We start from the raw sequence: 13,639 nt of genomic DNA on the forward strand, positions 1-13,639 counted from the left end.
AGAAAAGACCTGAATCAGTACCAAAGTGGACGGAGCTGAAGTCGGACGATAGCGTCCGGCTTCAACCGTCCACCAGCCGTCTGTGAAGGATCACATGAAACGACTGCCTACTTGTCAGGAAAGATTTCCGAGATTGCATCTGCCCTTAACCACACCTATTATCTCCCAAATTGGGAGGTTGCAGGAATGCGGATAATCGCTCTGTCTGCCTTGCGAATATTCTGGGAAAGCCAACCCGGTTACAGGGATGCCAAAACGCCGCTGGTCGAGCTGTATCGCCATATGGAAAAAGCAGTCTACCCAACACCACAAGCCCTCAAAGCAGAGCTAAGGACAGCGAGCATCCTCAAAGGGGGCAGGGTTGTATTCAACATAGGCGGCAACAAGTATCGAGTGATCATGGCGATCAATTATCAGCGACAGCTTGCGTTCATACGCTTCGTGGGGACCCACGCGCAGTACGATCAGATCAATGCGGAGACCGTGTGATGAACATCAAACCTATTCATTCCCAGGAAGACCTGACCGCTGCGCTCGCGCGCGTCGAGCAGCTTTGGGAAGCGGAAATCGGCTCGCCTGAGGGTGACGAGCTGGAAATTCTCGCGATACTTATCGAAAAGTACGAAGCAGAGCATTACCCAATGCCGCCTTCGGATCCCGTAGAAGCAATTAAATTTCGAATGGAGCAACTAGGCCTGACCGCCCGTGACCTGGAGCCTTTCATAGGTCCGAGCGGGCGGGTTTCTGAAGTGCTGAACCACAAGCGCAAGCTGAGCTTGTCCATGATCAAACGCCTGCATGAAGGCTTGCGCATTCCTTATGAGAGTTTGCTGGCAGGGGTCTAGGCGGTGCAGTGGCCACACCGGCCCCATCGCGGGCAAGCCCGGCTCCCACACGGGAGCGCGGTCAACATGTGGGAGCTGGCTTGCCTGCGATGAGGCCATCAGCCACGCCAAATAACTTAAACGCTCAACTGCCGATTCGACGCCTTAATGAACTCCTTCTTCAAATCCTCAAACGTATGCACCGCCGGGAACTGCGGGAACTCGCGAATCACGTTCTCCGGCGCATGGAACAGGATCCCACGGTCCGCTTCACCGAGCATGGTGGTGTCGTTGTAGGAGTCGCCAGCGGCAATCACTCGGTAGTACAAGGTCTTGAAGGCCAGCACCGACTGACGCTTCGGATCTTTCTGGCGCAGTTGGTAACTCACCACCCGGTCGTTCTCGTCGGTGATCAACCGATGGCACAGCAAGGTCGGGAAGCCCAGTTGACGCATCAGCGGCTGGGAGAACTCATAGAAGGTGTCCGACAGGATCACCACCTGGAAGCGCTCGCGCAGCCAGTTGACGAACTCGATGGCGCCGTCCAGTGGCTTGAGGGTGGCGATCACTTCCTGGATGTCCGAGAGCTTCAGCCCGTGTTCATCAAGAATGCGCAGGCGCTGTTTCATCAGCACGTCGTAGTCGGGAATGTCCCGGGTGGTGGCCCGCAAGGATTCAATACCGGTTTTTTCGGCGAAGGCGATCCAGATTTCCGGGACCAGTACGCCTTCCAGGTCGAGACAGGCAATTTCCACAAGACACTCCCATTTAAAGTTATTGAGTTGAGCGAGCAAAAGGACTGCCGAACTCTAGCGATTCATGCTGGCCGCCGCAACGCAGGCGGGATTTTGTTACCATCGCCCCCCTATAGAGCGCTAAGCGCCATTGACCTGTAGGAACCGTCCTGATGAACCAAGTCTTCGACGTCGCTGAACTCGCCGCGACTTATGCCAACAAATCCGCCCAGGACATTCTCAAGCTGGCTTTCAGCCAGTTTGGCGACGACCTGTGGATCTCTTTCAGCGGTGCCGAGGACGTGGTGCTGGTCGACATGGCCTGGAAGCTGAACAAGAACGTCAAGGTGTTCAGCCTCGACACCGGCCGCCTGCACCCGGAGACCTACCGGTTTATCGAGCAGGTGCGTGAGTTCTACAAGATCGACATCGAGCTGATCTCGCCAGACCAGAGCAAGCTGGAACCCTTCGTCAAGGAAAAGGGCCTGTTCAGTTTCTATAAGGACGGCCATGGCGAGTGCTGTGGCGTGCGCAAGATCGAACCGCTGCGCCGCAAGCTTTCCGGCGTAAGCGCCTGGGCCACCGGCCAGCGCCGCGACCAGAGCCCGGGCACCCGCAGCCAGGTGGCCGCGCTGGAAATCGATACGGCCTTCTCCACCCCGGAACGCACCCTGTACAAGTTCAACCCGCTGGCGCAGATGACCAGCGAGGAAGTCTGGGGTTACATCCGCATGCTGGAGTTGCCGTACAACAGCCTGCACGAGCGCGGTTTTATCAGCATCGGTTGTGAGCCCTGCACCCGCCCGGTACTGCCGAACCAGCACGAACGCGAAGGCCGTTGGTGGTGGGAAGAAGCAACCCAGAAAGAATGCGGGTTGCACGCCGGGAACATCATCAGCAAGGCGTAACACCTGGGCCGAAAAACCTGTACACAGAAATGTCACCATCGGTGCCATTTTTGTGTGCACTTATAAAATCCTGCACCGAAAAGTTACATCCTTCCTCGTCACACCTCTTCTTAAATCCCCGCCCCTCTCTGCGCTACAAAATAAATAGCTGTTCAAGCGGTCAATTTATATCGCTTTAAATTCAGCTATTTATTTCCAATCACGCTTAAAACCAAATCAATTGATAATTTTCACGGCAAAAATCTGGCACGTATGTGGCTTAAGGCAAAACACGCTTTGTATACAATTAATAAAAAAGATACATACACTTTGACATCAGCCGTTCTCCTGCTGGTGTCCAGGAGCCTGCCGGAATGCGTACAAGTCTCTCCAATAACATCGCACTGGATCTGCCCTCCTCCACCCTGAACCCCGAGGCCACGAGCCCCGGCCCGCTGGTCCTCAGCCCGCGCCTGCACAACAAGGACCTTGCCCCCACCAAGGCCGAAGGCCGGCGCTGGGGCCGCTACAGCATCTTTGCCTTGTGGACCAACGATGTGCACAACATCGCCAACTATTCCTTCGCCATCGGCCTGTACGCACTGGGCCTGGGTGGCTGGCAGATTCTGCTGTCCCTCGGGATCGGCGCGGCGCTGGTGTACTTCTTCATGAACCTGTCGGGCTATATGGGGCAGAAGACGGGCGTGCCGTTTCCGGTGATCAGTCGCATCAGTTTCGGCATCCATGGCGCGCAGATTCCGGCGCTGATTCGTGCAGTGATTGCGATTGCCTGGTTCGGGATTCAGACCTACCTGGCCTCGGTGGTTTTCCGCGTGCTGCTGACGGCGGTTCATCCAGGTTTTGCCGACTACGACCACAACTCTATCCTCGGCCTGTCGACCCTGGGCTGGGCGTGTTTTGTGGCGATCTGGTTTGTGCAGCTCGCGATCCTCGCCTATGGCATGGAGATGGTGCGCCGCTATGAAGCCTTCGCCGGGCCGGTGATTCTGCTGACGGTGGCATCACTCGCCGGCTGGATGTATTTCCAGGCCGGCGGCCAGATCGCCTGGTCGATCCGCGAACCACTCACCGGTGGCGAGATGTGGCGCAATATCTTCGCCGGCGGCGCTCTGTGGCTGGCAATCTACGGCACGCTGATCCTGAATTTCTGCGACTTCGCCCGCTCCTCACCCTGCCGCAAGACCATCAAGGTCGGCAACTTCTGGGGCCTGCCGGTGAACATCCTGGTGTTCGCCGCCATCACCGTGCTGCTGTGCGGCGGGCAGTTCCACCTCAATGGCCGGGTGATCGAAAGCCCCACCGAAATCATCGCGGCGATTCCGAACACCTTCTTCCTGGTTCTGGGCTGCCTGGCGTTCCTGATTGTGACCGTGGCGGTGAATATCATGGCCAACTTCGTCGCGCCGGCCTTTGTGCTGAGCAACCTGGCGCCCAAGTACCTGAACTTCCGCCGCGCCGGGCTGATCAGCGCCACCGTGGCGGTGTTGATCCTGCCGTGGAACCTCTACAACAGCCCGCTGGTGATCGTGTATTTCCTCTCGGGGCTCGGCGCTCTGCTGGGGCCGTTGTACGGGGTGATCATGGTCGACTACTGGTTGATCCGCAAAAGCCAGGTGGATGTGCCGCAGCTGTATAGCGAAGACCCGAATGGCGCTTATTACTACAGCCGCGGCATCAATTTGCGGGCGGTGGCGGCGTTTATTCCTGCGGCGGTGATCGCCATTCTCCTCGCCCTGCTGCCGGGTTTCGCTCACGTCTCGCCCTTCTCCTGGTTGATTGGCGCCGGTATTGCAGGGCTGCTGTACCTGCTGTTCGCCAAGCGCCAGCCGTATTACGCCGATGTGAGCGGCGAAAGCATTGCAGTCGATAACGTCAGTCATTAAGTAAGGACATTCCATGCGCATCCTTGTGGTCAACGTCAACACCACCGAGTCCATCACCGAGGCCATTGCCAAGCAGGCGCGGGCGGTGGCGTCCCCCGGCACCGAGATCGTCGGGCTGACCCCGTTTTTCGGTGCCGAATCGGTGGAAGGCAATTTCGAAAGCTACCTGGCGGCCATCGCGGTGATGGACCGGGTGATGGCCTACGACCAGCCGTTCGATGCGGTGATTCAGGCGGGTTACGGCGAGCACGGCCGCGAAGGTTTGCAGGAGTTGCTTAACGTACCGGTGGTGGACATCACCGAAGCGGCGGCCAGCACCGCGATGTTTCTTGGGCATGCCTATTCGGTGGTGACCACCCTGGACCGCACGGTGCCGCTGATCGAGGACCGGCTGAAACTGGCCGGCTTATACCAGCGCTGCGCGTCGGTGCGGGCCAGTGGCATGGCAGTGCTGGAGCTGGAAGAAGACCCGCTGCGGGCCATGGAGGCCATCGTGCGCCAGGCTGAATTGGCGATCAGCGAAGACAAGGCCGAAGTGATCTGCCTGGGCTGCGGCGGCATGGCCGGGCTGGATGAGCAGATTCGCTACCGCACGGGTGTGCCGGTGGTGGACGGTGTGACCTCGGCGGTCACCATTGCCGAAGGCTTGGTGCGGTTGGGGCTGTCGACCTCGAAGATCCGCACTTATGCGACGCCAAGGCCGAAGAAAGTGATCGGCTGGCCCGGAAAGTTCGGACACTGAAGCTCCCACACTTGATCCCCACAAGGATCAAATGGCACTGAACCGCCGCCCCAGCTCGCGTTCGACAAACTGCTCCAGAATGAAATCCACAAACGCCCGGGTCTTGCCGGGCAGCAGCTTGTGTTCGGCGTAGTACAGCGAGATGTTGCCGTCGTCGACGTACCAGTCGGGCAACACACGCACCAGTTGGCCGCTGTCCAGATACGGCACCGCCATCGGCATGCTGACCAGCGCAATCCCCAAACCTTGGGCGCTGGCACAGCAGGCAGCGCCAGAGTCGCTCATGGTCATGCGCGGCTTGAGCACCAGCGGCCGCTGTTCGCGACTGCGGTGGGTGAGCTGCCAGGAGCGCACGCGCCCGGTTTGCGGTGAACGGATCAGAATGCCGTTGCAGAGCGACAAATCCTCGGGCGCGAGTACCGGCTTGCGTTTGGCGAGGTATTCCGGTGAGGCCAGCAGGATTCGATGCGCGGGTGCCAACTTGCGCGCGACCACGCCCTGGGGCAGCTCAAAACCACCGCCGATCGCGGCATCGAAGCCTTGGCCGATCAGGTCCACCTGGCGGTTATCGAAATGCCAGTCGGGGTTGATATCAGGAAAGCGCTTTAGAAATTCCCCCAGTAACGGCACCACATAACGGTTGCCAAACACCGTGCCCATGCTGACCTTCAGCGTTCCCACCGGCCGCCCTTCGGCGCTGGCCAGGTTGGCCACGGCGTTTTGAATAGTGGTGAGGCTGCCACTGACTTCTTCCAGGAATAGCTTGCCCGCTTCGGTCAGGGTCAGGCGCCGGGTGCTGCGCTGAAAAAGCCTTACACCCAGACGTACTTCCAACTTGGCCACGCTTTTACCCACGGCCGCCGGGGTCAGGCTCAGGTGCCGGGCGGCTTCGGCAAAGCTGCCACCCTCGGCGCTGCGCACAAAGCATTCGATACTGCCAAAGCTTTCCATATCGCCCACTCTATACTTTTGGTTTACACAGACTATAGCAATCACGGTCTACCGAGGGCGCCTTACGAGGTCGATACTCGACTCCAACCTCAATACACCTTTGGAGATCGACATGACCACACAGAACCTCAGCGGCAAAGTCGCCTTGATCCAGGGCGGGTCCCGCGGTATCGGCGCCGCCATCGTCAAGCGCCTGGCCGCCCAAGGCGCAGCCGTCGCCTTCACCTATGTCAGCTCGGCCGCCAAGGCCGAAGCATTGCAGAACAGCGTGATCAGCGAAGGCGGCAAAGCCCTGGCGATCCATGCCGACAGCGCCGATGCCGCCGCCATCCGCAGCGCCGTCAACGCCACCGTCGAAGCCTTCGGGCGCCTGGATATCCTGGTGAACAACGCCGGCGTGCTGGCCGTCGGCCCGCTGGAAGATTTCAGCCTGGAAGACTTCGACCGTACCCTCGCCATCAACGTGCGCAGCGTGTTTGTCGCCACCCAGGAAGCCGCGCGGCACATGGGTGAAGGTGGCCGCATCATCAACATCGGCAGCACCAATGCCGATCGCATGCCGTTTGCCGGTGGCGGCCCGTACGCCATGAGCAAATCGGCGCTGGTCGGCCTGACCAAAGGCCTGGCCCGCGACCTGGGGCCACGTGGCATCACCATCAATAACGTGCAGCCAGGCCCGGTGGACACCGACATGAACCCCGCAAGTGGTGATTTCGCCGAGAGCCTGATCGGCTTCATGGCCGTAGGCCGGTATGGCCATGTGGAAGAGATCGCCAGTTTCGTCGCCTACCTGGTAGGCCCTGAGGCCGGCTATATCACCGGCGCCAGTCTGACCATCGACGGCGGTTTCGGCGCCTGAACACAAGCTGCGACATCGCACCACGCTCCGACCTTGGTCGACACTGACTAACGCCAAGCATCATGCGAGACTGTTCGCCCGGGCCGGGAATGCCCGGGCGTTCTTATGTCTGGAGTTCTCATGACGCTGTCCAGCGGGCTGATCGCCGCCGTTGCCCTGGCCTATATGGCCATTATGTTTGCCATCGCCTTTTACGGTGACCGTCGCCATGCGCCATTGCCGCCGCGGATGCGTGCCTGGGTGTATAGCCTGTCGCTGGCGGTGTATTGCACCAGCTGGACATTCTTTGGTGCCGTAGGCCAGGCGGCCGAACAGTTGTGGGCGTTTTTACCGATCTACCTGGGACCGGTGCTGCTCCTGGTGCTGGCGCCGTGGGTCCTGCAAAAGATGGTGCTGATCAGCAAGCAGGAAAACATCACCTCCATCGCCGACTTTATCGCCGCCCGTTACGGCAAATCCCAATCCCTTGCCGTGGTGGTGGCGCTGATCTGCCTGGTGGGCGTCCTGCCTTATATAGCCTTGCAGCTCAAAGGCATCGTGCTGGGGGTGAACCTGCTGATCGGGGCCAGCGCCGACACCACGGGCACCCGCTCCCAGGACACGGCGCTGATTGTGTCGCTGGTGCTGGCACTGTTCACCATCGTGTTTGGTACCCGCAACCTGGACGCCACGGAACACCACCGGGGCATGGTGCTGGCGATTGCCTTTGAATCCTTGGTCAAGTTGTTCGCGTTTCTCGCCGTCGGTGCGTTTGTGACCTACGGCCTGTACGACGGTTTCGACGATCTGTTCAGCCAGGCGATGCTCGCGCCACGGCTGGAGGAATACTGGAAAGAGACGGTCAACTGGCCTTCGATGGTGGTGCAGACCGGCGTCGCGATGATGGCGATCATCTGCCTGCCCCGGCAGTTTCACGTCACCGTGGTGGAGAATATCGACCCGCAGGACCTGCGGCTGGCCAAGTGGGTGTTCCCGGCCTATCTGATCCTGGCCGCCCTGTTTGTCATCCCGATTGCCCTCGGCGGGAAGATGCTGCTGCCGGGTTCGGTATTACCGGACTCCTACGTGATCAGCCTGCCGCTGGCCGAAGCCCACCCGGCGCTGGCCGTGCTGGCGTTTATCGGCGGCGCTTCAGCGGCCACGGGCATGGTGATCGTGGCGAGTATCGCGCTGTCGACCATGGTCTCCAACGACATGCTGCTGCCCTGGCTGCTGCGCCGTTCCAGCGCCGAGCGGCCATTCGAAGTGTTCCGTCACTGGATGCTGTCGGTACGCCGGGTGAGCATTGTCATCATCCTGCTGCTGGCTTACGTCAGTTACCGGCTGCTGGGCTCCTCCGCCAGCCTTGCAACCATTGGCCAGATTGCGTTCGCCGCCGTGACCCAGCTGGCACCGGCGATGCTCGGCGCACTGTATTGGAAACAAGCCAACCGACGCGGGGTCTTTGCCGGGTTGGCGGCGGGTACATTCCTGTGGTTCTACACCTTGGTCCTACCGGTCACTGCGAAAAGTCTCGGCTGGTCGTTCAGCCTTTTCCCGGGCATGACGTGGCTGCATTCGCACCCGCTGGGTTTGTCCGTGACTTCCCTGACGCTGGGCACCATATTTTCCCTCGCGGGTAACTTCACACTGTTCGTGTGGGTCTCGATGCTGTCGCGCACGCGGGTGTCGGAGCATTGGCAAGCCGGGCGCTTTATCGGCCAGGAAATCAATCAACGGGCCAGCGCCCGCTCGATGCTTTCGGTACAGATCAACGATTTGCTCAGCCTCGCGGCGCGGTTTGTCGGTGAAGAGCGGGCTCACCAGAGTTTTGTGCGCTTCGCCTATCGCCAGGGCAAAGGCTTTAACCCCAACCAGAACGCTGACAACGACTGGATCGCCCACACCGAACGCCTGCTGGCCGGTGTGCTCGGCGCTTCGTCGACCCGGGCGGTGGTGAAAGCCGCCATTGAAGGCCGGGAAATGCAGTTGGAGGACGTAGTCCGCATCGCCGACGAAGCGTCGGAAGTGCTGCAGTTCAACCGGGCGCTACTGCAAGGCGCCATCGAAAACATCACCCAGGGCATCAGCGTGGTGGACCAATCCCTGCGGCTGGTGGCCTGGAACCGGCGCTACCTGGAGCTGTTCAATTACCCCGAAGGCTTGATCAGTGTGGGCCGGCCGATTGCCGACATCATTCGCTACAACGCCGAACGCGGGCTGTGCGGCCCGGGCGAAGCCGAAGTGCACGTGGCGCGCCGCCTGCATTGGATGCGCCAAGGCCGTGCGCATACCTCCGAGCGGCTGTTCCCCAATGGCCGGGTGATCGAGCTGATCGGCAACCCGATGCCGGGCGGCGGGTTTGTCATGAGTTTCACCGACATCACCGCGTTCCGCGAAGCCGAGCAGGCGTTGACCGAGGCCAACGAAGGCCTGGAACAGCGAGTGACCGAGCGTACTCACGAACTGTCGCAACTCAACGTCGCCCTGACGGATGCCAAGGGTGTCGCCGAGACGGCCAGCCAGTCGAAAACCCGGTTCCTTGCAGCGGTCAGTCACGACTTGATGCAACCGTTGAACGCCGCCCGGCTGTTCTCGGCCGCCCTCTCCCACCAGAACGACGGCATGTCGCCGGATGCCCGACAACTGGTGCAGCACCTGGACAGTTCACTGCGTTCGGCGGAAGACCTGATCAGCGACCTGCTGGATATTTCACGCCTGGAAAACGGCAAGATCAATCCGCAGCGCCAACCCTTCGTGCTCAATGAACTGTTCGATACGTTGGGCGCCGAGTTCAAGGCGCTGGCCCAGGAACAGGGTTTGCGCTTCCGGCTACGGGGCAGTCGTTTGCGGGTCGACAGCGACATCAAATTGTTGCGGCGGGTGTTGCAGAACTTCCTGACCAACGCGTTCCGGTATGCCGATGGGCCGGTGCTGCTGGGCGTACGCCGGCGGCGCGGTGAGTTGTGCCTTGAAGTGTGGGACCGCGGCCCCGGCATTCCTCAGGACAAACAGAAAGTCATCTTCGAAGAATTCAAACGCCTGGACAGTCACCAGACCCGCGCCGAGAAAGGCCTGGGCCTGGGCCTGGCGATTGCCGACGGCTTGTGCCGCGTGCTCGGGCATCGCTTGAGCGTGCGTTCGTGGCCGGGCAAGGGCAGCGTGTTCAGCGTGCGCGTGCCGTTGGCGCGCACCCAGGTCAGCGCGCCTGCCAAGCCAGCGCAGGAAAGCGGCCAGCCGTTGAGTGGCGCGCAGGTGCTGTGTGTGGATAACGAAGAAAGCATCCTGATCGGCATGCGCAGCTTGCTCACGCGCTGGGGCTGCGAAGTCTGGACCGCGCGCGACCAGGCGCAATGTGCCGCGCTGCTGGCTGAGGGTGTGCGACCGCAACTGGCCCTGGTGGATTACCACCTCGACCACGGCGAAACCGGCACCGAGTTGATGGGCTGGCTGCGGGCGCAACTGGCGGAGCCGATTCCGGGCGTGGTGATCAGTGCCGATGGACGGCCGGAGATGGTGGCCCAGGTGCATGCGGCCGGGTTGGATTACCTGGCCAAACCGGTGAAGCCGGCGGCGTTGCGGGCCTTGTTGAGCCGTCACCTGCCGCTTTAGCCCATGTGGGAGCTGGCTTGCCTGCGATGGCATCGCCTCGGTGTATCTGGAGGACCGAGATGTCTGCATCGCAGGCAAGCCAGCTCCACAGAGACCGGTGACTATTCGGGCAACTGCGCCACGCCGTCTTCATCGGTCATCGCCCTTTCCAGCAGGTCGGCCGGCAGGCTTTTGCTGGCGCGGGCACCGAGCAGCTTCAGTTGCTCGGTGCGACTCACCAGGTTTCCACGTCCGTCTGTCAGCTTGTTGCGTGCTGCACTGTAGGCTTTGTCCAACTGCTGCAGGCGGTTGCCCACCTCGTCCAGGTCCTGGATAAACAGCACGAACTTGTCATACAGCCAACCGGCGCGCTCGGCGATTTCCCGGGCGTTCTGGCTTTGCCGTTCCTGTTTCCACAGGCTGTCGATCACCCGCAAAGTCGCCAGCAGCGTGGTCGGGCTGACGATCACGATATTGCGGTCGAACGCCTCCTGGAACAGGTTCGGCTCGGCTTGGAGTGCAGCCGAAAATGCGGCTTCGATGGGCACGAACAACAGCACGAAATCCAGGCTGTGCAGGCCTTCGAGACGTTTGTAGTCCTTGCCGGCCAAGCCTTTGACGTGGTTGCGCAACGACAGGACGTGTTGCTTGAGGGCAACCTGGCCGATCGCCTGGTCATCCTCGGCAACGTACTGTTGATAGGCCGTCAGGCTGACCTTGGAATCCACCACTACCTGCTTGTCACCCGGCAGCATGATCAACACGTCAGGCTGGAAGCGCTCGCCGTCCGGGCCCTTGAGGTTGACCTGGGTCTGGTACTCGCGGCCCTTTTCCAGCCCGGCATGCTCCAGCACCCGCTCCAGGATCAGTTCGCCCCAGTTGCCCTGGGTTTTCTGGCCCTTGAGGGCGCGGGTCAGGTTGGTGGCTTCATCGGACAGGCGCAGGTTCAGCTGTTGCAGGCGCTCGAGTTCCTTGGCCAGGGAGAACCGCTCGCGGGCTTCGCTCTGGTAGCTTTCTTCGACGCGTTTTTCGAACGACTGGATGCGTTCCTTGAGCGGGTCAAGCAATTGGCCGAGGCGCTGCTGGCTGGTTTCGGCGAAGCGCTGTTCGCGCTCGTCGAAGATCTTCCCGGCGAGTTCAGCGAACTGCGCGCGCAGTTCATCGCGGGAGCCTTGCAGGTCGCTGAGGCGTTGCTGATGGCTTTCCTGTTGCTCGCGAAGTTCGGCGCGCAGGGAGGCGGACAAGGCGTCCAGGCGGCGCAGTTCGGTTTCTTTGGCGGAACGGTCGAGGTTCCAGGCGTGGGCGGCATCGCGGGCGTTGTCGCGGTCGATCTGCAGCAGTTCGACTTCGCGGCGCACCGCAGCCAGGTCAGCCTGTTTGGCGGCGTTGGCCTGACTGAGGTCGCTGATTTCGTCACGGCTGGCGTCCAGCTGTGCGGCCAGCCCTTCCTGGGCCAGTTGCGCGGTGGCCAGGCGCTCTTCGAGCAATTCCCAGCCGGCCATCCGCGCGCTCAGTCGGCGCTGAATCTGCCAGCACAGGCCCAACAGCGGCAATCCAGCACCGGCGAGACCCAGCGCAACACTGGTCCAGTCAAAAGCCATAGCGATTCCTGCCGTCACCCGAAAAGAAGAAGGTTAACCAAGCCTGCGCATTGAGGACAGCTCAGTCTTCGATCTGGCCCAGTTCACGCTGGGCGGTGCGGTCGCCGGCGCGGGCTGCCTGGCGCAGCAGTTCGTGGCCGATACGGCGGTCGCGGGCATTGCCGCACTCGCGGCACATCAACTGGCCCAGACGGCTTTGCGCTACTACTACGCCAGCACGAGCGGGTTGCTTGAGCAAATGCCCGGCGAAGTGTTTGACGTTGGGGCTGTGGCCCAGGCGTGGGCTGTCGAGCAACCACAAGGCAACTTTCAGAGAAAAACGCTTGGGTGCGGTAACAACCTGAGGGATGTCGGTAACAGAAGGTGATACTGAGCGAAACTTCATAAAGCACTGTGGGACAGAACGGAAGGCGCGCCACTCTACTCTTTTTTTCGTACAGGTAAAGCTGAAAAAAGCCTGCACGCCCGTTCTAGAGCAAGCGCTTGGGACAATCCACAGAAGCTGTGGATAACTCAGTGGACAACCGTTACGTAACTCCCGCAAAGGCCCATGGAACGGGGGCCGCGCTCAAACTGACGATTTTTTCACCAATAAAAAAAAGCTCGATTTTTCATTGACTTAAATTTTAGTTGCAGGCACCCGGGGACATTGCAGGGCGTATGTCAGTGCGGTTACACAGGGCGCAACCAATGTGCACAACTACCCACCTGGCGGTTATATCAACCGCGTTTTTTGGTCGGAAGGCGGCTGAGGCATGTTACCGACGCACCGAGGCCAGAAAAGTTTTTTACCTAGCACACTTCCTTTCATCGTTTCAATCCGTTACTATCCGCGGCGTTAGTACCAAGCTGAAAGTCAATTCTGGTCGAACAACTCCCTCACGGCACCGCCGACAAAAAGGGATCGACCACCTCGATGGTTTCCAGGTATCACTTGCGACGACACAGCCTTTGAACAATGCAAAGGGTGTCGCGAAGTCTCAATACTCTGAAAGAACCAACCTGCAAATTGATCAGGATCTTCACCCCGGGCCCAGAACCTTTGCCCCTGTTGTGTTGCCTGCCCTCCTAAGTACCTACCTGCCAGCCCAAGCGCGCCAACTTAATAGCGCTTCAAACTGGCTGCTTTGTTCCAGTCGGGTTCTTCGTTCGATCAATGGTGATCAACGTCACTGGAACGTTTTAACGTTGCACGGTTCTTAACCGTGTCATTTGTAGGAACACCAATAATATGTCCACTCAAATCCACACTCAGGATGCCATTCGCACCCTCACCAACGCTTTTGCACCAATGAACTGCCTGATCATGGCCGCTCGCAAAGGCTGCTTCAGCTTTACCCTGGTCAACGAACACGGCATCGCTCGTCACAGCGAACGCCTGTACCCCGATCAATACTCCAGCGCAGAACCGCTGCAGGCCGTGATCGATCGTACTCGTCAGGCACTGGTTGCCTGATCGACCCGGATCGCTGAAACACAAAAACCCCGGTTAAAACCCGTAATGCTGTTCACTTAAGCGGAGCAGCCTTACGGTCTACTGGAAATCGGGTTTTTGAGATCTTCACCG

Annotated in this window: 12 protein-coding genes; 8 read left to right on the forward strand and 4 right to left on the reverse strand. The window is 60.1% G+C overall.

Annotated elements, in window-relative coordinates:
* Positions 1-186: 186 nt before the first annotated feature.
* Together K0H47_RS07465 and K0H47_RS07470 are read left to right on the forward strand one after the other, a co-directional pair.
* Positions 187-489 carry a type II toxin-antitoxin system HigB family toxin gene (locus K0H47_RS07465; protein ID WP_063032397.1) on the forward strand — a complete coding sequence of 101 codons (303 nt, stop codon included), beginning with the start codon at positions 187-189 and terminating at the stop codon, positions 487-489.
* The gene (locus K0H47_RS07470) at positions 489-845 is read left to right on the forward strand and encodes a type II toxin-antitoxin system HigA family antitoxin (RefSeq protein WP_026078186.1); all 357 of its coding nucleotides are present in this window, start codon (positions 489-491) and stop codon (positions 843-845) included. Before K0H47_RS07465 ends, K0H47_RS07470 begins: the two co-directional genes overlap by 1 nt.
* Before the next feature lie 116 nt (positions 846-961).
* On the opposite strand, the gene thrH is transcribed toward K0H47_RS07470, so the two are convergent.
* Positions 962-1,579: a bifunctional phosphoserine phosphatase/homoserine phosphotransferase ThrH gene (thrH, locus tag K0H47_RS07475; RefSeq protein ID WP_177027069.1), complete on the reverse strand. Its 618-nt coding sequence runs from the start codon at positions 1,577-1,579 to the stop codon at positions 962-964.
* Between the two features lie 152 nt (positions 1,580-1,731).
* Between thrH and K0H47_RS07480 the strand changes: the two genes are divergently transcribed.
* The 3 genes from K0H47_RS07480 to K0H47_RS07490 all read left to right on the forward strand — a co-directional run bounded on the left by K0H47_RS07480 (position 1,732) and on the right by K0H47_RS07490 (position 5,091).
* Entirely contained in the window at positions 1,732-2,466 is a 735-nt protein-coding gene (locus K0H47_RS07480; RefSeq protein ID WP_219272299.1) for a phosphoadenylyl-sulfate reductase, read from the forward strand.
* A gap of 353 nt (positions 2,467-2,819) precedes the next feature.
* Positions 2,820-4,349, forward strand: coding sequence for an NCS1 family nucleobase:cation symporter-1 (locus K0H47_RS07485; RefSeq protein ID WP_063032402.1), 1,530 nt, complete (start codon positions 2,820-2,822; stop codon positions 4,347-4,349).
* 13 nt (positions 4,350-4,362) lie between these two features.
* Positions 4,363-5,091, forward strand: a complete 729-nt coding sequence (locus K0H47_RS07490) for an aspartate/glutamate racemase family protein (RefSeq protein WP_003214954.1) — start codon at positions 4,363-4,365, stop codon at positions 5,089-5,091.
* 27 nt (positions 5,092-5,118) lie between these two features.
* Here K0H47_RS07490 and K0H47_RS07495 read toward each other — a convergent pair whose 3' ends face one another.
* Positions 5,119-6,042 carry a LysR family transcriptional regulator gene (locus K0H47_RS07495; protein ID WP_063032406.1) on the reverse strand — a complete coding sequence of 308 codons (924 nt, stop codon included), beginning with the start codon at positions 6,040-6,042 and terminating at the stop codon, positions 5,119-5,121.
* A 112-nt stretch (positions 6,043-6,154) separates the two neighbouring features.
* Between K0H47_RS07495 and K0H47_RS07500 the strand changes: the two genes are divergently transcribed.
* Both K0H47_RS07500 and K0H47_RS07505 read left to right on the forward strand, forming a co-directional pair.
* The gene (locus tag K0H47_RS07500) at positions 6,155-6,901 is read left to right on the forward strand and encodes a 3-oxoacyl-ACP reductase family protein (protein WP_063032408.1); all 747 of its coding nucleotides are present in this window, start codon (positions 6,155-6,157) and stop codon (positions 6,899-6,901) included.
* A 120-nt stretch (positions 6,902-7,021) separates the two neighbouring features.
* Positions 7,022-10,492 (forward strand): PAS domain-containing hybrid sensor histidine kinase/response regulator, encoded by a 3,471-nt coding sequence (locus K0H47_RS07505; protein WP_219272300.1) that lies wholly within the window; start codon positions 7,022-7,024, stop codon positions 10,490-10,492.
* Between the two features lie 101 nt (positions 10,493-10,593).
* Here the strand turns inward: K0H47_RS07505 and rmuC are convergent, their stop codons facing one another.
* Positions 10,594-11,958, reverse strand: coding sequence for a DNA recombination protein RmuC (gene rmuC, locus K0H47_RS07510; RefSeq protein WP_167410189.1), 1,365 nt, complete (start codon positions 11,956-11,958; stop codon positions 10,594-10,596).
* Between the two features lie 175 nt (positions 11,959-12,133).
* Positions 12,134-12,457, reverse strand: coding sequence for a sel1 repeat family protein (locus K0H47_RS07515; protein WP_219272302.1), 324 nt, complete (start codon positions 12,455-12,457; stop codon positions 12,134-12,136).
* Between the two features lie 846 nt (positions 12,458-13,303).
* On the opposite strand from K0H47_RS07515, the gene K0H47_RS07520 reads away from it, so the two are divergent.
* Entirely contained in the window at positions 13,304-13,528 is a 225-nt protein-coding gene (locus tag K0H47_RS07520) for a hypothetical protein (RefSeq protein ID WP_003214941.1), read from the forward strand.
* The last annotated feature ends 111 nt before the right edge of the window (positions 13,529-13,639 follow it).

Origin of the sequence: Pseudomonas sp. Xaverov 83, assembly GCF_019352905.1 — a bacterium.
GTDB lineage: Bacteria > Pseudomonadota > Gammaproteobacteria > Pseudomonadales > Pseudomonadaceae > Aquipseudomonas > Aquipseudomonas yamanorum.